Origin of the sequence: Fluviirhizobium alvei (genome assembly GCF_030551875.1) — a bacterium.
Taxonomy (GTDB): domain Bacteria; phylum Pseudomonadota; class Alphaproteobacteria; order Rhizobiales; family Rhizobiaceae; genus Rhizobium_E; species Rhizobium_E alvei.
In genome coordinates, this window is sequence record NZ_JAUOZU010000010.1 from 159,744 (window position 1) to 177,466 (window position 17,723).

The following is a 17,723-nucleotide window of genomic DNA, read 5'->3' on the forward strand; positions in this document are numbered from 1 at the left end:
TTCAGTGCGCGTCGATCGCGCCTTCTCCGAGCAGGCCGAAGCAATATTCGGCAAATGACCGCCAGCATTCGACACGGTAGGTATCGTCTTCGGTCCTGTAGAGAATGATCTCGATCTTGCCGAGTACCGTGCGGGCACAGGCCCCGACCGGGAAGGAAGCATTGCTGAGGTCGAGCGGGCAGCCGGCATTGATGGCTGCTGCGGCACCGGGGCCAGAGACGATGATCCCGACATTGCGATGGGAGACATCGACCCCCGAATGCAGCACGCCAGAGCTCGCCGCAAGTCCGACAAAATCGGTACCGTCGGGCCCGATCAGGAACCATTCGTCCGGGCCGATCCACAGAGCATGCCGCTCATTGCTGGCCGAAGAGGTCTTGGGCGCATTCGGCAATTGCACCGCGAGTGCGCCGGAGAGAGCCGAAAGCGCCTCCTGCGGCGCGCGCAGCGAAGCCCGCGCCGCCGGTCCCACGGGCGTCAGGCGCACCGTGGCGGAACCACCGATCTTGCCGGGCAGTGCCGGCTTGCGAAGTGCCTGGGTTTGATCAGACATTGATCCGGCCTCCATCCTTGTCGAAGAATACGGTTTCGCAAACCTCGACCGCGATCACACGGTCGGGCATCGGCACATAGAGGGTCTGGCCCATGCGGGCGCGGCCGCCGGCCACCAGGGCCATGGCAATCGAATGGCCGCAATTTTCCGACCAGTAGCTGGACGTCACATGGCCGAGCATGGTCATCGGCTTGGGCTGGTTCGGATCGGCAACGATCTGGGCGCCTTCTTCCAGCACTTCCTTCGGATCCTTGGTCCGGAGGCCGACGAGCTGCTTGCGGCCTTCACGCACCAGATCGGGGCGCTTCATGCCGCGAATACCGACGAAATCGGTCTTCTTCTTGCCCACGGCCCAGGAAAGGCCGGCATCGTCAGGCGTAACGGTTCCGTCCGTATCCTGACCGACGATGATATAGCCCTTCTCGGCGCGCAGCACGTGCATGGTTTCCGTTCCGTAGGCGCAGGCGCCCATCGGCTCGGCCACACCCCAGATCGCTTCCCAGGCAGCCTGACCGTAATCGGCAGGCACGTTGACTTCGAAACCCAGTTCGCCGGCGAAAGTCATGCGGAAGAGGCGCATCGGAATGCCCTTAAGCTTGCCTTCGACAACGCTCATATGCGGCAGTGCTTCCGGCGACAGATCGACGCCTTCGACGAGCGGCTGGAGAATTTCGCGCGCCTTCGGACCCTGCACCGCGATCACCGCCCATTGTTCGGTGGTCGAGGTCAGCCAGACCTTGAGATGCGGGAACTCCGTCTGCAGATAATCTTCCATATGGTTCATCACGCGCGGCGCTCCGCCGGTCGTGGTGGTGATGTGGAAGCGATCCTCTGCAAGACGACCGACAACGCCGTCATCATAGACGAAACCGTCTTCGCGCAGCATGATGCCGTAGCGGCAACGACCGGGCTTCAGCGTATCCCAGCCGTTTGTGTACATGAGGTTCATGAAGGTCGCGGCATCCGGACCGACCACCTCGATCTTGCCGAGGGTGGAGGCATCGAAGATGCCCGCCACTTCGCGAACGGTGCGGCATTCGCGATTGACCGCCTGATGCATGTCTTCACCCGGCTTAGGGTAGAACCAGGCACGCTTCCAGTTGCCCACATCTTCGAAGACAGCACCATGCGCTTCTTCCCAGGCATGGATCGGCGTCTTGCGGGCCGGATCGAACAGCGCACCGCGCGAATGGTTGATCAGCGTACCGAAGGTCACCGGCGTATAGGGTGCGCGGAAAGTGGTGAGCCCCACTTCCGGAATCGGCTTGCCGAGCACTTCAGAAGCAATTGCCAGACCATGGATATTCGACAGTTTACCCTGGTCAGTGGCCATGCCATTGGTGGTGAAGCGCTTGATATGCTCGATCGAATGCATGCCTTCGCGAACGGCAAGGCGGATATCCTTGGCGCAGACATCGTGCTGGAAATCAACGAACGCCTTGGCGAACAGGTCATCCGGTCCGGCACCGTCCGCCGAGCCGACCATGCCGCCGGTCCATTCGAACGCCTGGCTGGCGGCTATCGTGACATTGCAGTTTCCGGTAGCGCCGGCGGCCTTTGCCATCAACTCGCCGGCACCGATTGCCTCCTCGATCGCAGCCTGCAGCCCGTCAGTGCCGTTGCAGGCGCCCACAGACAGGCAATCCTGTGCATAGGTGCCCGGCAGGAAACGCTGATGTTCGGCATCGAAGGCAAGCTTGCCACGCGACTGCGAGAAGAGATGCACCGACGGCGTCCAGCCCGACGACATCAGGATCGCATCGACAGCAATCTTTTCGCCACTCTTGGCGCCGCGTCGTGCAACCGTCATCGAGGAGACCCGGAGGCTTCCCTTGGTGCCGATCACCGCATGGCCGACCATGACGTTGATCCCAAGCGAACGGGCCTTGGCCAGCACGGCCTCACCCGGCTTGTCGCGATAATCGACGATCGCCTGGATCTTGCAGCCAGCAGCGTGCAGGTCGAAGGCAGCCTCGTAGGCCGAATCATGGGCAGCATAGACGCCGATCTTGGAGCCGACTGCGACGCCGTAATGGTTGAGATAGGTGCGGGCGGCAGATGCCAGCATGATGCCCGGACGGTCATTGCCCGGGAACACCATATGACGTTCGATCGCACCGGTCGCGATGATCACCCGCTTGGCACGGACCTGCCACAGCCGCTCGCGCGGTGCGTTACGGTCAGGGCTTGCCAGATGGTCGGTCACGCGTTCGGCAAGGCCGATGAAGTTCTGCGCATAATAGCCGAACACCGTCGTCCGGGTCAGCACCGTCACGTTGGGCATTGCCGAGAGCTTGGTGGTCATGCGGCGGGCCCATTCGAAACCGTCGATGCCGTCAATCGTCACCGATGTATCATAATAGAGGGCACCACCGAGTTCCGGACGTTCATCGACCAGAATGACGCTCGCACCGGTATCGGCCGCAGCGAGTGCTGCCGCAATACCCGAAATGCCGCCGCCCGCCACCAGCACATCGCAATGGGCGTAACGGTTGGCGTAATGATCCGGATCGGTTTCCTTCGGCGCCACGCCGAGGCCGGCCGCTTCGCGTACCACCGGTTCGAACAGATACTTCCAGGCCTGTTTCGGCCACATGAAGGTCTTGTAGTAGAAGCCGGCGGCAAAGAACGGCGCGAGATAATTGTTGATGCCACCGATATCGAAGGACAGCGACGGCCAACGGTTCTGCGACTTCACCTTGATGCCGTCATAGATTTCCTGCGCCGGCGCCCGTACGTTCGGTTGGGCGCGGCCGGCATCGCGGGAAATGTCGAACAGCGCATTCGGCTCTTCCGGACCGGCGGTCAGGATGCCGCGCGGACGACGGTACTTGAACGAACGGGCCGCAAGATGAATGCCATTGGCAAGCAGGGCCGAGGCGACGCTGTCACCCTCCAGCGCCGACAGCGAGCGGCCATCGAAGGTAAACCGCGCGGTCTTGGCGGGGGTCAGCCGGCCCTTGCCGGCAATACGGTTGGCGCCGCTCATGACTGGCCTCCCTTGGCGGAAATCAGGGCATCGACGGTGGCCTGGTCAGGCTTGGGCTCGTCCTGCCGGTAGGTCATTACGAATTTGTCGGTTACGGTATGGCGAATGGCCCGGAAGAAGCGGCCGCAGCCATGGATATGCCGCCAGCGTTCGTAGATCAGGCCCTTCGGATTGTCGCGCAGGAAGAAATATTCCTCGAACGCTTCATCCGAGATCTCCGCAATATTCTGCGGGCGATCGATATGGGCGTCGCCGGCGCCACGGAACTCGAGCTCCGAGCGCTCTTCCTGGCAGTAGGGGCAATAGATGAGAAGCATCGTTTAATCCTCGCCTTCAGTGCGCCACGGCCGCGGCAGCCGCTTCGTCGATCAGACGGCCGGACCGGAATCGGTCGAGCGTCAGGCCGGCGCCGAGCTTGTGCGGTTCGTCGCGCGCGATGAGATGCGCAAACAGGTTGGCCGAACCCGGGGTCGCCTTGAAGCCGCCCGTGCCCCAGCCGCAATTGACATAGAGTCCCTTGACCGGGGTCTTGGACTGGATCGCCGAACGGTCGGGTGTGTTGTCGGTGATGCCACCCCACTGGCGCATCATCTTCACGCGCCGGAAGATCGGGAAGATCTCGCAGATGGCATCGAGCGTGTGAGTGATGATCTGCAAGCCGCCGGTCTGCGAATAGGAATTGTATTGGTCCGTGCCGGCACCGATGACCAGTTCGCCCTTGTCGGACTGGGAAATATAGGCATGGACGGTGTTCGACATCACGACGCAGGGGAAGATCGGCTTCAGCGGCTCGGAAACGAGCGCCTGCAGCGGCGTCGAATGCAGCGGCACGCGCACGCCGGCCATCTGCATGATCACCGAATTGTGGCCGGAGGCAGACACACCGATTTTCTTGGCGCCGATGAAGCCGCGCGTCGTATCCACACCGGTCACGCCGCCATCGGCTCCACGACGGATGCCGGTCACTTCGCAATTCTGGATGATATGGACGCCGCGATCGGATGCCGCACGCGCATAGCCCCAGGCCACCGCGTCATGGCGCGCAGTGCCGCCACGGCGCTGCAGAGCAGCACCATTGATCGGATAACGGGCAGTCGCCGAGATATCGAGCGGCGGGCAATAGGCCTTTGCCTGCTCGGGCGTCAGCCACTCGTTGTCGATGCCATAGAGACGATTGGCATGGACGTGGCGCTTGAAGCTCTGCTGGTCATGGATGTTGTGCGACAGCATCATGACGCCGCGCGGCGAATACATGACGTTGTAGTTCAGCTCCTGCGACAGGCCTTCCCACAGCTTGAGCGAATGTTCATAGATATCCATGCTCTCTTCATAGAGATAGTTCGAGCGGATGATCGTGGTGTTGCGGCCCGTATTGCCGCCACCGAGCCAGCCCTTTTCGATCACCGCGATATTGGTGATGCCGTGCTCCTTGGCAAGGTAATAGGCAGCGCCCAGACCATGTCCGCCACCACCAACGATGATGACGTCATATTCCTTGCGCGGCTCGGGCGAGGTCCATTGCTTTTCCCAACCCGTGTGCCCCCTCAGGGCTTCCCGTGCCACGGCGAAGACCGAATATTTGCGCATCCGCTTAACTCCAGTTCCAAGCGGCGAATTGCCGGCGTAGATGCCATCAATTCGCAGATTTACGACACGAACAACGTTTTCTTTGCGACGCTTTTGCACCATATTTCGGCGAAGGTCCAATCCCACGCCGACCATGCATTTCACACGAAAAACCACCGAAGGGTCTGGACTTGCCGGGCATCATCTGCTATCGGCATCTCCCAATCGCTTGGCTCTTGCGGCTGAGCGCGATGAATTATGTTTTTCTCTGGCCGGCAACTGTGCATCGACCTGGGGAACCAACTCAAGATAAGGATCGGGATTCACGTGCAGGTATTGGTTCGCGACAACAATGTTGATCAGGCTCTTCGCGCGCTCAAGAAAAAAATGCAGCGCGAGGGCATTTTCCGTGAAATGAAGATGCGCGACTATTACGAAAAGCCGTCGCAGAAGAAGGCTCGCGAGAAGGCTGAAGCTGTTCGCCGCGTTCGCAAGCTGGCCCGCAAGCGCGCACAGCGCGAAGGCCTGGTTGCCGGTGGTCGCACGTCCGCTCGTTGATCTGCCGTCTTTCTGACGAAATCTGATGTGAATGCTGGCGGGGGCGATTTTATTTCGCCACCGCCTTTTTAAATTGGGGTGCTGCTTCGAAAGGCGGCGTGCGGAAAGAATTGAAATCATGGTCGAAGTTACTGGTGAGAGCCTGATCGCCTCCGAAAAGGGTGCACGGGGACTGTCCCTGCGATCGCTTGGGACCGGCATCCTCTTCGCTGCGATGGCGACGTTTCTCGTTGCCTGCAATACCACCGACACGACCGACACGATTCGCATCAACAAGGAACAGGGCACCGAGGAGAACATCGCCTCGCTGACGGCAGTGATCGAATCGAACCCGCGTGACCCTGAAGGCTACAATACCCGCGGCTCCGCCTATGGTCGCGCCGGCGAATACAAGCGCGCCCTTGGCGACTTCAATCAGGCTCTGGAGCTCGATCCCCGCTTCTACAAAGCCTATGCGAACCGCGGCTTCATCTATCGTCTGATGGGCGAACCGGAAAATGCGCTCTCGGATTACAACACCGCGCTGCAGCTCAATCCGCGTTATGACGTCGCCTATATCGGCCGTGGCAACATCTATTACCACGCCAACCAGCTCGATGCCGCCATGAACGATTTCAACAAGGCGATCGGGCTCGATACGACCGATCCGCGCGCCTACCATCGTCGTGGCCTGATCTTCCAGCGGCGCGGCAACCACGAGCGCGCCATCGAGGATTTCTCGACCGCCATTTCGCTGTCGCCGAACTCCGCCGAACCCTATAACGGTCGCGGTATCTCCTATGTCGCCCTCAATGACGACGACAATGCCTTTGCCGATTTCAACCATGCAATCGAGCTCGATGGCAAACTGGCGGAGTCCTGGGCCAACCAGGCGCTCATCTATGAACGTCGCGGCGAACTGAAGCGGGCCTACAAATCCTATTCGCACGCCCTGTCGCTCGATCCGAAATACCAGCCGGCCCGCGATGGCGTTGCCCGCACACGCGGCGCCGTTCAGGTGAATTGACCACCAGGCAGCCGCCTCCTATTGTCCGCCTGTCATAGCAGGCGGACATGTAAATGAACTCTCCCCACATCATCGTTATCGGCGGCGGCATCATCGGTGCCTCGATTGCCTGGCATCTTGCGGATGCCGGCGCCAAAACCAGCATCTATTGCCGCGATCCCGGTGGCGTTGCCACCCCGAATTCCTTTGCATGGATCAATGCCAACTGGGGCAATCCCGAGCCCTACTTCCATCTTCGCCGCCGGTCCATGGACCGCTGGAAACACCTGGCCGAACGCATTCCCGGCCTTCATCCGGAATGGAACGGATCGATCTGCTACGATCTCGAACCGGAAGGTCTGACGCGCTTCGCCGAAGAGCATGGCAGTTGGGGTTACGGCCTTGCCCGTATCGATCGCGACGAGATCATCCGGCTCGAACCGAACCTTGCCGATCTCCCCGACTGGGCGTTGAAGATCGACGAGGAGGGCATGATCGAACCGCACGAGGCGGCACTCGCGTTTCTTTCCGATGCCGAACGAAAGGGCGCCAAAGTCACCCGCAATCAGTCGGTCAAGCGTCTGATCCTGCGCGATGGCAGGATTTGCGGGGTAGAAACCGAACTTGGGATTGAGGAAGCCGATAAGGTGGTTCTGGCGGCCGGCGCAGAGACCGCTGCTCTTGCCGCCGCGATCGGCATAACGATACCGATGGAGGCTTCTCCCGGCCTGCTGATGGATACGCACCCTGCCCCGCCGCTCCTCAATCACATCATCGTCGCCCCCGGCATGGAGATGCGACAGGCCGCCGATGGATCGATCGTTGCCGCGACCTCCTTCAACGGCACCGATCCGGGCGAGGATCCTGAACAGACCGCGAGAACGTTGTTTGCTGATCTCCTGCGTCGTCTCAAACCCGGCGCGCTCCTCGAATACCGGAATTTCCGCATCGGTTATCGGCCGATGCCAAAGGACGGTTTCCCCATTCTCGGCTGTGCAGAAAATGGGCCTGGATTGTATATCGCGATAACCCACTCCGGCGTGACGCTGGCGCCGGCGATTGGCGAGATCGCCGCTCGGGAAATCCTGACCGGCGAGGACGAACCGATGCTCGCACCCTACAGGCTCTCGCGTTTCGCGGGCTGAAACGAAAGAGCCCCGCCGGACAAACCGACGGGGCTCCTGTCTTTATCGATTTATGCGGATCGTTATCGCATCAATGGGCCATGGCCTTGACGATTTCTTCGGTGACTTTCTTGGCGTCGCCGAGCAGCATCATCGTGCCGTCCTTGTAGAACAGCGTGTTGTCGATGCCGGCATAACCCGAACCGAGCGAACGCTTGACGAACAGGCAGGTCTTGGCCTTGTCGACGTCGAGGATCGGCATGCCATAGATCGGCGAGGACTTGTCGTCGCGGGCGGCCGGGTTGGTCACGTCATTGGCGCCGATAACATAGGCAACGTCAGCCTGTGCGAACTCGGAATTGATGTCTTCCAGTTCGAACACGTCATCGTAGGGCACATTGGCCTCGGCGAGCAGGACGTTCATGTGACCGGGCATGCGGCCTGCCACCGGATGGATGGCATACTTGACCTCGACGCCGGCTTCCTTGAGCTTGTCACCCATTTCGCGCAGCGCATGCTGGGCCTGGGCAACGGCCATGCCGTAACCGGGCACGATGATGACCTTGGACGCATTCGCCATCAGATAGGCCGCGTCATCGGCAGAGCCGAGCTTGACCGTCTTGTCCGAATTGTCCGCACCGCCAGCGGCAGCCGCATCGCCACCAAAGCCACCGAGGATGACCGAGATGAACGACCGGTTCATGCCTTTGCACATGATGTAGCTGAGGATGGCGCCTGAGGAACCCACAAGAGCGCCGGTGATGATCAGCGCCAGGTTGCCGAGCGTGAAGCCGATGCCTGCCGCTGCCCAGCCCGAATAGGAGTTGAGCATCGAGACGACAACCGGCATGTCGGCGCCACCGATCGGAACGATCAGGAGCACGCCGAAGGCCAGCGAGAGCAGCACGATCAGCCAGAAGACGAAGTGGCTTTCGGTCGCGACCAGAACGCCGATCAACAGCACGATGGCGATAGCGATCGCAAGATTGATCACATGCCGCATCGGCAGCATGATCGGCTTGCCGGACATGCGACCGTCAAGCTTCAGGAAGGCGATGATCGAGCCGGTGAAGGTGATGGCGCCGATCGCCACGCCCAGCGACATTTCGACGAGCGCCTGACCATGGATCGAACCGATTTCGCCGATACCGAAGGAAGCCGGGGCATAAAGTGCGGCGGCTGCGACGAGCACGGCAGCAAGACCGACGAGCGAATGGAACCCGGCGACAAGCTGCGGCATCGAGGTCATGGCGATCCTGCGGGCGATGACCGCACCGATACCGCCACCGACAGCAAGACCGCCGAGGATCAGCACCCAGCCCAGAACGGACGGCGTGGCAAGCAGCAGCGTGGTGACGATCGAGATCGCCATGCCAACCATGCCGTAGGTATTGCCCTTGCGGCTGGTTGCCGGATGCGACAGGCCACGCAGCGCCATGATGAACAGCACGCCGGAGACCAGATAAAGGAAGGCTGCGAGATTGACTGACATCTAGGCCGCCCTCACTTTTCTTTTTTCTTGTACATGGCAAGCATGCGCTGGGTGACCAGGAAGCCGCCAAAGATGTTGATCGAAGCGAGGATCAGCGCCACGAAGCCGAAACCGGTGGCCCAGCCGGCAGCCGAAAGGCCAACCGCAAGCAGCGCACCGACGACGATCACCGACGAGATCGCGTTGGTCACAGCCATCAGCGGCGTGTGCAACGCAGGCGTAACCGACCAGACGACATAGTAGCCGACGAAGATCGACAGGACGAAAATCGCCAGGCGGAAAACGAACGGATCGATCACGCCACCGGACAGAGCATGTGCGGCATCAGCGATCGACGGTTCGGTTGCAACGGCCTGCTGGACGGCGCTGACGGCCTGATCGAGATTTTCAAGCGCCTTGTTGAGTGTTTCCGATGCCATCTCAAGCCTCCTTGCTGCCGCCGAAATTCGGATGCACGACAGCGCCGCCATGGGTCAGCATTGTCGCCTTGATGAGCTCGTCGTCGAGCTTGAGAGCCAGGTCCTTCGTTTCCTTGGAAATCATCGTTTCCAGGAAGGTCACGAGGTTCTTCGCATAAAGCAGCGACGCGGAAGCAGCAACGCGGCCGGCCACATTGGCATGACCGATGACCTTGACACCCTCGACATCGACCACTTCACCAGCAACGACACCTTCGATGTTGCCGCCGCGTTCGACCGCGAGGTCAACAGCCACCGATCCGGGCTTCATCGACTTCAGCATCTCGCGGCTGACGAGACGCGGCGCCGGGCGGCCCGGAATGAGCGCCGTGGTGATGACGATATCCTGCTTGGCGATATGGTCGGCAACCAAGGCTGCCTGCTTCGCCTGATATTCAGCCGACATCGGCTTGGCGTAACCGGCTGCGGTTTCCGCAGCCTTGAACTCTTCATCCTCGACCGCAATGAACTTGGCGCCGAGCGAGGCAACCTGTTCCTTTGCAGCGGGGCGAACGTCGGTAGCCGAGACCACGGCGCCGAGACGGCGCGCGGTCGCAATGGCCTGAAGACCGGCAACGCCGGCACCCATGACAAAAACCTTGGCAGCGGGAACGGTTCCGGCTGCCGTCATCATCATCGGCATGGCGCGGTCATATTCGGCAGCCGCATCGATCACAGCCTGATAACCGGCGAGGTTTGCCTGAGACGACAGAACGTCCATCGATTGGGCACGGGTGATGCGCGGCATCAACTCCATGGCAAAGCTGGAAAGACCGGCCTTGGCCATGGTCTCGATGGCTGCTTCGTTGCCATAGGGATCCATGATCGCAATGACGACCGCGCCTGACTTGTAACCGGTGACTTCGCCATCCGTCGGACGACGAACCTTCAGAACGACGTCGGCGGCTTTTGCATCGGCAGCCGTGCCGATCCGCGCGCCCATCTTCTCATAGTCAGCATCCGGGATACGGGAGGATAGACCCGCTCCCGCCTCGATGACGACATCGAGACCGAGCGCCTTCATCTTTTTCACCGTATCAGGTGACGCCGCAACGCGCGGCTCGCCGGGGTCAACCTCCCGGGCCACGAAAACCAAACTGGTCAACGATTTTCTCCCAAACAATAGTCCCGATCAGGCTTCACCCGGCCAGACATCGGTCCGGCCGCGATCGATCAAGCCATGATCAGAGAATGAAGAAGCCAAGCACGTTCAGGACGATGAAGAGCAGCGTCGAGAAGAAGAAGCCAGCCTTGGTGAAGAAACCGGCGGCCATGCAGATCATCAAAATGACCAGCGCCATCGTGCCGTATTTGGCGGCATTGAGAAAGCCGTTATAGGTCTTCTCGTGCTCGGCATAGTCCATGGAAGCGCCCACTTCCACCGGTCCGGAATGATGTTCAGCCATTAAAGTCTCCCCAAAGCAAATTGCAACGCCAGCCATTTCAACAGGCCAGGATTGGATCAGGTGAAAACCCTGACAATCCAGCCCGGACGCCATCCGGGATTACACAAAGCAATAGGGAATCGCAATGCAGCGAAAACCCTCAAACGTCATAAAAACGATTATATGCGACACGAAAATGAAAAATGCTCCGGGTGAGTGCACCCGGAGCATCTCTACGACCTTCGTATGATATCAGAGTTTGCCGGAACGCTGCTGAATCATCATGAATGTGTCGAACGTATATTCGCCGATCTGCGCCCATAGATAGGCATCGCGCTTGAATGCCAACTGGTCGTCGTAGATCTTCTTGAAGTGCGGGCTCTTGGCCGACAGTTCCGCATAGGTCGCAATTGCCGCGTCATAGGCTGCAAGCAGGATTTCCTGGCTGTAGGGCTTGAGCACGGCGCCGGCCGCCACGAGTTCCTTCAGTGCAACGGCGTTGCGGGCGTCATACTTGGCCAGCATGTCGGCGTTGGCCTGGGCGCAGGCGGCTTCAAGAATCGCCTGGTAGTTTTTCGGCAGCGAGTTCCATTTCTCGAGATTGATGACCGCATGGACGACCGGGCCACCCTCCCAGAAACCCGGATAGTAATAGTATTTCGCGACCTTGGCGAAACCGAGCTTGTTGTCGTCGTAAGGGCCGACCCACTCGGCGGCATCGATGGTGCCCTTTTCAAGCGCCGGATAGATGTCGCCGCCCGGGATCTGCTGCGGCACGACGCCGAGACGCTCCATGACCTTGCCGGCGAGACCGCCGATACGCATCTTCAGACCCTTGAGGTCGTCGAGCGTATTGATTTCCTTGCGGAACCAGCCACCCATCTGCACGCCGGTGTTGCCGGCCGGGAAGGAATAGAGGTTCTGCGTTGCCATGAACTCGTTGACGAGCGTCTGACCGTTGCCGGCATTGTACCAGGCGTTCTGCATGCGGGCATTGAGGCCGAAAGGAATGGCTGCACCCAAAGCGTAGGCCGGTTCCTTGCCATAGTAATAGTAGAGAACGGTGTGTGCCATCTCGACCGTGCCGGCGCCGGCAGCATTGGCTGCTTCAAGACCGGGGACGATTTCGGCAGCGGCAAAGACCTGAATGTCGAAATTGCCATCCGTCATGGCGCGAACACGGTCAGCGATATCCACCGCACCGCCATAGATCGTGTCGAGCCCCTTAGGGAACGAAGAGGTCAGACGCCAGGAAATTTTCGGATTCTGCTGGGCAATCGCGGGCGCTGCAAGCGTAGTAGCTGCGGCCGCGCCAAGGGTTGCCGTGCCGGCCTTCTTGAAAAATGAACGACGGTCCATAAAGTCCTCCCAGAATGGAAATTGACAGAGAGGAGCCGCTTGATGCACTGCTTGTTCTCCCCCCCGCAGTACGAAGCGAGTTAAACATTTTAAAACTTCGCTTTCAAGCCGAACCGGATAATTTGTATTAGACTTCTGTCTAATAGCCGCTGCGATGTCTAAATATGGTTGACGCAGCAAGTTCGGTTGGCCATCTGTATGCCACCAAAGTGATTTTCCGGAGTTCATGATGCCTGCACCGATTATTGCCATTCCCGCCGACACTCGCGAACTGGATGGCTACAATTGGCACGCAACGCCCCATCAATATGTCAATGCCGTGGTCAAGGGCACCGGTGCAACAGCAATCGTCGTGCCCGCGCTTGAAAGTGGAAACGATATCGAGTCCATTCTCGACCGGGTCGATGGCGTCCTCGTATCCGGATCGCGATCGAACGTTTATCCCGAACTCTATGGCAAGCCCGTCAACGAAGCCGACGGTCCGTTCGATCGCGCCCGTGACACGACTTCCATGGAACTGATCCGCCGCGCCATTGATCGCGGTATTCCGCTTCTTGCCATCTGCCGCGGCATCCAGGAACTCAACGTGGCATTGGGCGGCACGCTGGAGACCGAAATCCAGGAACAGCCGGGCAAGTGGGACCACCGCCGACCGGATGTGCCCGAGCGCGACCGCATGTATGCGATCCGGCAGTCCGTTCATGTCAAGGAAGGCAGCTGCATGGCGAGCATTCTCGGCACCGGCGAATTCCAGGTCAATTCGCTGCACCGCCAGGCCATCGGCAAGGCTGCACCGAGACTGGCGATCGAGGCGGTCGCCGATGACGGCACGATCGAGGCCGTCAATGTGATCGATGCGAAGAACTTTGCCGTCGGCGTCCAGTGGCATCCGGAATACTGGGTCGAAAGCGACGAAACGTCCGCTCGCCTGTTCAAGTCTTTCGGCGAGGCCGTGAAGGCCTATGCCGCTGCCCGCCGCTGAATGATGTTCGGCAGCATCCTGCGGAAGAGCCGATAACCAAGCAGCACACTGATTATGGCAAGGTAGAGGAGCGGTCGGGGCGGCCAGCTCTTCACGGCCATCAAATAATGGGTGATGCCGAGAAGGGCGATCGGATAGATTACCCAGTGCAGACGCGTCCAGTTGCGGCCCATCTTGCGGATCGAGGCGGCATTCGATGTGACAGCGAGCGCCAGAAGCCCGACAAATCCCGTCATTCCGATGATGATATAGGGTCGCTTCATCAGATCGGTGGCAATCACCCCGAGATCCAGCCCTCTGTCGAGCAGGACATAGGTCGCCAGATGCATCAGCGCATAATAAAAGGCGAGAAGTCCGAGCGCGCGGCGGAACCGGACGAGATTGACGCGGGTCAGCTCCCGCAGCGGTGTCACGATCAAGGTCAGGATGAGAAAACGGATCGCCCATTCGCCCAGCAGATGTTCAAAGCTCTGGACGGGATTGGCACCGAGCGCATTGGTAGCACCCAGATAGAAATACCATGCCGCCGGGATGAGGCCGACGCCATAGATCACCCAAGGCGACACTTTCGCCAGCGCGCGATTGATGCGTCTTGGCAGATCGACCGGCTGAACGTTCGCGGTGGCCATCAGTAATTGACCTGCAGGTCCATGCCGGCATAGAGCGAGGCGACTTCGTCGGCATAACCGTTGAACATTTCGGTCTGACGCTTCTTGCCGCCGAAAAAGCCGCCGGAACCGATGACGCTCTCACTGGCCTGGCTCCAGCGCGGATGGTCCTTCGTCGGGTTGACGTTTGAGTAGAAGCCATATTCCTGCGGTGCCGCCGTGTTCCAGGCCGTCACCGGCTGCGTTTCGACAAGCGTGATCGCTTCGATCGACTTGATGGATTTGAAGCCGTATTTCCACGGCACGACCAGCCGCACCGGCGCGCCATTCTGGTTGGGCAAGAGATCGCCATAGATGCCGACAGCCAGCATGGTCAGCGGATGCATGGCTTCATCCAGGCGCAGCCCCTCACGATAGGGCCAGTCGAGCACCGGATAGAATGTATCGAGACCTGGCATCTCCTTCGGGCGTTGGGCAGTCCGGAAGGCGACATATTTGGCGCTGCCGAGCGGCTCGGCCTGTTTGATCAGATCGGCCAGCATGAAGCCCGTCCAGGGCAGCACCATTGACCAGGCTTCCACGCAACGAAACCGGTAGACCCGCTCCTCGAGCGCCATTTTCGCCATCAGATCGTCGATGTCGAACTCGAGCGGCTTGCCAACCATGCCATCCACCTTGATGGTCCAGGGACGCGGCTTGAAGTCCTTGGAGTTGGCCGCTGGATCGGACTTCGAGGTGCCGAATTCGTAGAAATTGTTATAGCTGGTGGCATCCTCGCGCGGGGTCAGCGGATCACTGACCTTGTAGTTCGATGCCTTGGCAGCAAGTGCTGCGTCCGCCGGCTGGTTTCCGATGCCGATCAGGCCAGCAGCCACCGCCCCGGTCACAAAGGTGCGGCGATTGAGATAGACACCATGGCTGGTGATTTCCGACGTCGGAACGCGGGGGAACTTGTAGCTTGGCATCGCGAGGCCCTCCTGACTGGCTGTCACGCCTTATACGCCGGATTGCCCGCGAAAGTTTCACACGCTTTGTCAATTCGCCGTGAGAGACTGGAACGCCCCTCTCACGCTTTCGACATCAGCGGCGAAAACGGGAGCGGAGCCAGAACACGCCGAAAAAGGCGAGAATGATCGCAGCGCCAGCGGCAAAACCCAGAATCGGCGAGATCTTTCCAAGCGACAGCACGATCGACGGCATGAAATAGAGGCCGGCACAGGCCACCGCCAGGATGATGGCGGCGGCAATCGCATTGTTACGGGTCTGATTGTCGGCAGCCATTGGCATCACTCACCCTTGTTCGTTTCACGAAGCGCCTTGAGCGACACTTTCTGGGAGCCATCCGAATTGAAGTTGGCCGGATCGAGCCAGGCTTCGAAAGCGGCCTTGATCGCCGGCCATTCGTCATCGATCATGGCATACCAGGCGGTATCGCGATTGGCGCCGCGCGAAATCATGTGCTTGCGGAAAACGCCTTCGAACGAAAAGCCGAGGCGGTCGGCGGCGACCTTGCTGGGCGCATTCTCGTTATGGCACTTCCATTCATAACGACGATAGCCGAGATCTTCGAAAACATGGCGCGCCATGAGATAGTGGACTTCGGTCGATAGCGGCGAACGGGCCATGGCCGGGCCATGGGCCACACCACCCACCTCGACGACACCGTTGGCCGGATCGGCCCGCATGTAGTTTGCCATTCCAACGATTTCGCCGCTCTTGCGGTCGCGGAACACTTCGGTCAGCCATCCGCCCTTGGTCTGCACCGTATCGAGCCAATCGGCAAATTCGGTGGAGTTGGCGAAATCCGGAGCCGCAAAATAGGCAAGAAGCGCATTGGTGCCTTCTGCGCCGAGTGCCTTCCACAGGCTTTCCGCATGGCTGGCACGATCGTAAGGCTCAAGCGACACATAGCGCCCCTCCAGTGCAACCGGTTGCGGAGCAGGACGGGGTTTCCAGTTTTTCAAGTCTTCGGCCATGGCACGCTTCATTAGTTTCGGCCGGCGCCTTGTTCGTCGCCGACCGGTTCGACATCTTGTTTCGAACTGTCTTATCAGACGGCCTTGGCGCTGGCCACCGTCGTTTCGATATGATCGACGAGCGCATCGGCGAGACCGAGCCGACCGGCGAGAAGGTCGAGATAGCCACGCTCGGCACGGGTATCGGGATCGATCGCAATACGGGAAGCGGTGAAGAGCTCCACCTTCTGGCTCTCCGTCACAGCCGCACCGACGATCGCATCAAGATCGACCGGATTGGAGAGTTCGGCGGCGAGAAAGGCTTCCGCATCGGCACCCAGCCCCGCAAGTTTCACCTTGCCGAGGATCGCTTCGCGTTCGGCATCGTCGATATGACCGTCGGCGCGGGCGGCAGCAATCATGGCGCGGACGAGCGTGACGGCGAAATCGCCATTGTTTGCTTCATCCTCGACACCGAAACCGCTACCCGAGGGAGCAGGCAGGAGTTCGGGACCATTGCCCGCCGGAGCAGCCGGATCGACAGGCTGAGGCGCCTGGCCGGCCTGCCAGTTCTTGTAGGCCTGATAGCCGAGGCCAGCGATCGCGGCTAGGCCACCAAGCTTGAGCGCCGAGCCGGTGAGCTGACGACCCGTACCGGTACCCAGCAACACGGCGGCAATGGCTCCTGCCGCCAACGGATTGTCCTTCGCCAGTTGTCCGACTTGGCTGGCACGATCCTTCACCGTTCCGCCAGCACCGGGCACTTGCGAACCAAGGAATTGATCCAGCAGCTTCTTCGCGTCGAACATCAGGGCCTCCTTCGGGCAAGTCTAGGGTTCGCCCAGAAGATAGGAACAATGCGACAATATTACAAAGGGGCGATGTTCGGATTACAGAACATCTTTGCAGCTTCGATTTCTCAGCCCAGCAACTCGCAGGCTTCGCGCGCAAGCTTTGTAATGCCGTCCCAGTTGCCCTCTGTTACCATTGCCTTCGGCGCAACCCAGGAACCGCCGACACAGATGACATTCGGCAGCGACAGGTAGTCCTTGGCATTCTTGAGCGAGATGCCGCCGGTCGGGCAGAACTGGATGCCGGAGAGCGGCGACGACAGGGCCGAAAGATAGGGCGCGCCACCGGCCTGTTCGGCGGGAAAGAATTTCATGACCGAATAGCCACGATCACGCACGGTCATCACCTCGGTGGCCGTCGCAGTGCCCGGCAACAGGGGCACATCGCTCTGGTCGGCCGCATCGAGGACCGAAGTTCCAGCACCGGGCGAGACGATGAAGCGGGAGCCCGCCTTCACGGCAAGATCCCATTGGCGACCATCGAGAACCGTGCCGGCACCGGCAACAGCACCTTCGACTTCATCGGCAACTGCCTTGATCGCATCGAGCGCGGCCGGCGTGCGCAACGTGATTTCGATGGCTTTCAGGCCGCCGGCCACCAGGGCGCGCGCCAGCGGGACCGCTGACTTTGCATCGTCGATGATGATGACGGGCACCACGGGCTGAAGCTTGAGCGTTGCCAGGAGATTGTCGGTCTTGCTGGTCATTGCGATCTCCGAGATTGGATGGCGCTCCCGGCGCCTTCGAATTTAAACCGATTGAATTCAGAGTCATAAATCCATTGACCACTCTTGTCGAGACAGAAACACCATTTCCTTTGCTGACAGTTTTTGGCAGGATGGCGTGCAAAGGATCGGA

General features: G+C 60.1%; 19 protein-coding genes. 4 read left to right on the forward strand and 15 right to left on the reverse strand.

Translation table 11 applies throughout. From position 1 onward, the window contains the following. Position 1: 1 nt before the first annotated feature. From Q4481_RS15565 to Q4481_RS15580, 4 genes are read right to left on the reverse strand one after another with little or no spacing between them, the layout of a single operon-like run. On the reverse strand, positions 2-553 hold the full coding sequence (locus tag Q4481_RS15565; protein ID WP_304377306.1) for a sarcosine oxidase subunit gamma: 552 nt from the start codon (positions 551-553) through the stop codon (positions 2-4). Next, the gene (locus Q4481_RS15570; protein ID WP_304377307.1) at positions 546-3,542 is read right to left on the reverse strand and encodes a sarcosine oxidase subunit alpha; all 2,997 of its coding nucleotides are present in this window, start codon (positions 3,540-3,542) and stop codon (positions 546-548) included. Before Q4481_RS15570 ends, Q4481_RS15565 begins: the two co-directional genes overlap by 8 nt. Continuing rightward, entirely contained in the window at positions 3,539-3,859 is a 321-nt protein-coding gene (locus Q4481_RS15575; protein ID WP_304377308.1) for a sarcosine oxidase subunit delta, read from the reverse strand. Before Q4481_RS15575 ends, Q4481_RS15570 begins: the two co-directional genes overlap by 4 nt. Before the next feature lie 16 nt (positions 3,860-3,875). Further along, a complete protein-coding gene (locus Q4481_RS15580) occupies positions 3,876-5,129 on the reverse strand; it encodes a sarcosine oxidase subunit beta family protein (RefSeq protein ID WP_304377309.1) in 1,254 nt (417 codons plus the stop codon). A 306-nt stretch (positions 5,130-5,435) separates the two neighbouring features. Between Q4481_RS15580 and rpsU the strand changes: the two genes are divergently transcribed. The 3 genes from rpsU to Q4481_RS15595 all read left to right on the forward strand — a co-directional run bounded on the left by rpsU (position 5,436) and on the right by Q4481_RS15595 (position 7,796). After that, complete coding sequence (rpsU, locus tag Q4481_RS15585) at positions 5,436-5,666, forward strand: 30S ribosomal protein S21 (protein ID WP_354542320.1); 231 nt, start codon at positions 5,436-5,438, stop codon at positions 5,664-5,666. A gap of 118 nt (positions 5,667-5,784) precedes the next feature. Next, positions 5,785-6,672 (forward strand): tetratricopeptide repeat protein, encoded by an 888-nt coding sequence (locus Q4481_RS15590; protein ID WP_304377311.1) that lies wholly within the window; start codon positions 5,785-5,787, stop codon positions 6,670-6,672. Between the two features lie 53 nt (positions 6,673-6,725). Next, the gene (locus Q4481_RS15595; protein ID WP_304377312.1) at positions 6,726-7,796 is read left to right on the forward strand and encodes an NAD(P)/FAD-dependent oxidoreductase; all 1,071 of its coding nucleotides are present in this window, start codon (positions 6,726-6,728) and stop codon (positions 7,794-7,796) included. 70 nt (positions 7,797-7,866) lie between these two features. Here Q4481_RS15595 and Q4481_RS15600 read toward each other — a convergent pair whose 3' ends face one another. The 5 genes from Q4481_RS15600 to Q4481_RS15620 all read right to left on the reverse strand — a co-directional run bounded on the left by Q4481_RS15600 (position 7,867) and on the right by Q4481_RS15620 (position 12,469). After that, a complete protein-coding gene (locus Q4481_RS15600) occupies positions 7,867-9,267 on the reverse strand; it encodes an NAD(P)(+) transhydrogenase (Re/Si-specific) subunit beta (RefSeq protein ID WP_304377313.1) in 1,401 nt (466 codons plus the stop codon). A gap of 11 nt (positions 9,268-9,278) precedes the next feature. Then, entirely contained in the window at positions 9,279-9,686 is a 408-nt protein-coding gene (locus Q4481_RS15605; protein WP_304377314.1) for an NAD(P) transhydrogenase subunit alpha part 2, read from the reverse strand. 1 nt (position 9,687) lies between these two features. Continuing rightward, positions 9,688-10,830 carry a Re/Si-specific NAD(P)(+) transhydrogenase subunit alpha gene (locus tag Q4481_RS15610; RefSeq protein WP_304377315.1) on the reverse strand — a complete coding sequence of 381 codons (1,143 nt, stop codon included), beginning with the start codon at positions 10,828-10,830 and terminating at the stop codon, positions 9,688-9,690. Positions 10,831-10,909: 79 nt separating this feature from the next. After that, positions 10,910-11,131 carry an aa3-type cytochrome c oxidase subunit IV gene (locus tag Q4481_RS15615; protein WP_304377316.1) on the reverse strand — a complete coding sequence of 74 codons (222 nt, stop codon included), beginning with the start codon at positions 11,129-11,131 and terminating at the stop codon, positions 10,910-10,912. A 231-nt stretch (positions 11,132-11,362) separates the two neighbouring features. Further along, a complete protein-coding gene (locus tag Q4481_RS15620; protein ID WP_304377317.1) occupies positions 11,363-12,469 on the reverse strand; it encodes a TRAP transporter substrate-binding protein in 1,107 nt (368 codons plus the stop codon). A 229-nt stretch (positions 12,470-12,698) separates the two neighbouring features. Here Q4481_RS15620 and Q4481_RS15625 point away from each other — a divergent pair, with 229 nt between their 5' ends. After that, a complete protein-coding gene (locus tag Q4481_RS15625) occupies positions 12,699-13,451 on the forward strand; it encodes a gamma-glutamyl-gamma-aminobutyrate hydrolase family protein (protein ID WP_304377318.1) in 753 nt (250 codons plus the stop codon). On the opposite strand, the gene msrQ is transcribed toward Q4481_RS15625, so the two are convergent. From msrQ to Q4481_RS15655, 6 genes are all read right to left on the reverse strand, one after another. After that, on the reverse strand, positions 13,430-14,080 hold the full coding sequence (gene msrQ / locus Q4481_RS15630; protein ID WP_304377319.1) for a protein-methionine-sulfoxide reductase heme-binding subunit MsrQ: 651 nt from the start codon (positions 14,078-14,080) through the stop codon (positions 13,430-13,432). The two genes, Q4481_RS15625 and msrQ, sit on opposite strands and share 22 nt — an antisense overlap. Beyond that, entirely contained in the window at positions 14,080-15,024 is a 945-nt protein-coding gene (msrP, locus tag Q4481_RS15635) for a protein-methionine-sulfoxide reductase catalytic subunit MsrP (RefSeq protein ID WP_304377320.1), read from the reverse strand. Before msrP ends, msrQ begins: the two co-directional genes overlap by 1 nt. Positions 15,025-15,139: 115 nt before the next feature. Then, positions 15,140-15,340, reverse strand: coding sequence for a hypothetical protein (locus tag Q4481_RS15640; protein WP_304377321.1), 201 nt, complete (start codon positions 15,338-15,340; stop codon positions 15,140-15,142). Between the two features lie 5 nt (positions 15,341-15,345). Further along, positions 15,346-16,035, reverse strand: a complete 690-nt coding sequence (locus Q4481_RS15645) for a GNAT family N-acetyltransferase (protein ID WP_304377322.1) — start codon at positions 16,033-16,035, stop codon at positions 15,346-15,348. A 74-nt stretch (positions 16,036-16,109) separates the two neighbouring features. Continuing rightward, on the reverse strand, positions 16,110-16,823 hold the full coding sequence (locus Q4481_RS15650; RefSeq protein WP_304377323.1) for a tellurite resistance TerB family protein: 714 nt from the start codon (positions 16,821-16,823) through the stop codon (positions 16,110-16,112). Between the two features lie 110 nt (positions 16,824-16,933). Continuing rightward, the gene (locus Q4481_RS15655; RefSeq protein WP_304377324.1) at positions 16,934-17,572 is read right to left on the reverse strand and encodes a 2-dehydro-3-deoxy-phosphogluconate aldolase; all 639 of its coding nucleotides are present in this window, start codon (positions 17,570-17,572) and stop codon (positions 16,934-16,936) included. Between the last annotated feature and the right edge of the window lie 151 nt (positions 17,573-17,723).

Bases quoted from the DNA above. Each gene is read 5' to 3' on its own strand.
- Q4481_RS15565 (WP_304377306.1), bottom strand. From the start codon at position 553: ATGTCTGATCAAACCCAGGCACTTCGCAAGCCGGCACTGCCCGGCAAG.
- Q4481_RS15570 (WP_304377307.1), bottom strand. From the start codon at position 3,542: ATGAGCGGCGCCAACCGTATTGCCGGCAAGGGCCGGCTGACCCCCGCC.
- Q4481_RS15575 (WP_304377308.1), bottom strand. From the start codon at position 3,859: ATGCTTCTCATCTATTGCCCCTACTGCCAGGAAGAGCGCTCGGAGCTC.
- Q4481_RS15580 (WP_304377309.1), bottom strand. From the start codon at position 5,129: ATGCGCAAATATTCGGTCTTCGCCGTGGCACGGGAAGCCCTGAGGGGG.
- Q4481_RS15590 (WP_304377311.1), top strand. From the start codon at position 5,785: ATGGTCGAAGTTACTGGTGAGAGCCTGATCGCCTCCGAAAAGGGTGCA.
- Q4481_RS15595 (WP_304377312.1), top strand. From the start codon at position 6,726: ATGAACTCTCCCCACATCATCGTTATCGGCGGCGGCATCATCGGTGCC.
- Q4481_RS15600 (WP_304377313.1), bottom strand. From the start codon at position 9,267: ATGTCAGTCAATCTCGCAGCCTTCCTTTATCTGGTCTCCGGCGTGCTG.
- Q4481_RS15605 (WP_304377314.1), bottom strand. From the start codon at position 9,686: ATGGCATCGGAAACACTCAACAAGGCGCTTGAAAATCTCGATCAGGCC.
- Q4481_RS15615 (WP_304377316.1), bottom strand. From the start codon at position 11,131: ATGGCTGAACATCATTCCGGACCGGTGGAAGTGGGCGCTTCCATGGAC.
- Q4481_RS15620 (WP_304377317.1), bottom strand. From the start codon at position 12,469: ATGGACCGTCGTTCATTTTTCAAGAAGGCCGGCACGGCAACCCTTGGC.
- Q4481_RS15625 (WP_304377318.1), top strand. From the start codon at position 12,699: ATGCCTGCACCGATTATTGCCATTCCCGCCGACACTCGCGAACTGGAT.
- msrQ (WP_304377319.1), bottom strand. From the start codon at position 14,080: ATGGCCACCGCGAACGTTCAGCCGGTCGATCTGCCAAGACGCATCAAT.
- msrP (WP_304377320.1), bottom strand. From the start codon at position 15,024: ATGCCAAGCTACAAGTTCCCCCGCGTTCCGACGTCGGAAATCACCAGC.
- Q4481_RS15640 (WP_304377321.1), bottom strand. From the start codon at position 15,340: ATGGCTGCCGACAATCAGACCCGTAACAATGCGATTGCCGCCGCCATC.
- Q4481_RS15645 (WP_304377322.1), bottom strand. From the start codon at position 16,035: ATGGCCGAAGACTTGAAAAACTGGAAACCCCGTCCTGCTCCGCAACCG.
- Q4481_RS15650 (WP_304377323.1), bottom strand. From the start codon at position 16,823: ATGTTCGACGCGAAGAAGCTGCTGGATCAATTCCTTGGTTCGCAAGTG.
- Q4481_RS15655 (WP_304377324.1), bottom strand. From the start codon at position 17,572: ATGACCAGCAAGACCGACAATCTCCTGGCAACGCTCAAGCTTCAGCCC.